This is a genomic window from Neisseria sp. P0021.S007, from assembly GCF_051956855.1.
Genome location: NZ_JBQCXA010001631.1, coordinates 1 through 453 on the forward strand (window position 1 = coordinate 1; position 453 = coordinate 453).

Consider the following 453-nt stretch of genomic DNA (forward strand, 5'->3'; position numbering starts at 1 on the left):
CATCGATCCTTGGTTCTTGGCACAAATCGAAGACTTGGTGAAAGAAGAAAAATCAGTTTCAGACGGCCAATTACAAGACTTGGATTATGCCGCTTTACGCCGTCTGAAACGCAAAGGCTTCTCTGACAAGCGTTTGGCACAATTATTGAACGTAAGCGAAAAAGAAGTCCGCGAACACCGCTACGCGCTGAACCTGCATCCGGTTTACAAACGCGTCGACACCTGCGCCGCCGAGTTTGCCACCGAAACCGCCTATCTCTACTCTACTTACGAAGAGGAATGCGAAGCGCGTCCTTCCGACCGTAAAAAAGTGATGATTCTCGGCGGCGGCCCGAACCGCATCGGTCAGGGCATCGAGTTTGACTACTGCTGCGTTCACGCCGCGCTCGCCCTGCGCGAATTGGGCTTTGAAACGATTATGGTCAACTGCAACCCCGAAACCGTGTCCACCGA

Annotated in this window: 1 pseudogene; it reads left to right on the forward strand. The window is 52.8% G+C overall.

Annotation, left to right across the window (positions count from 1 at the left end):
• A pseudogene (carB, locus tag ACTHUR_RS20635) lies at positions 1 to 453 on the forward strand (carbamoyl-phosphate synthase large subunit); the annotation flags it as partial.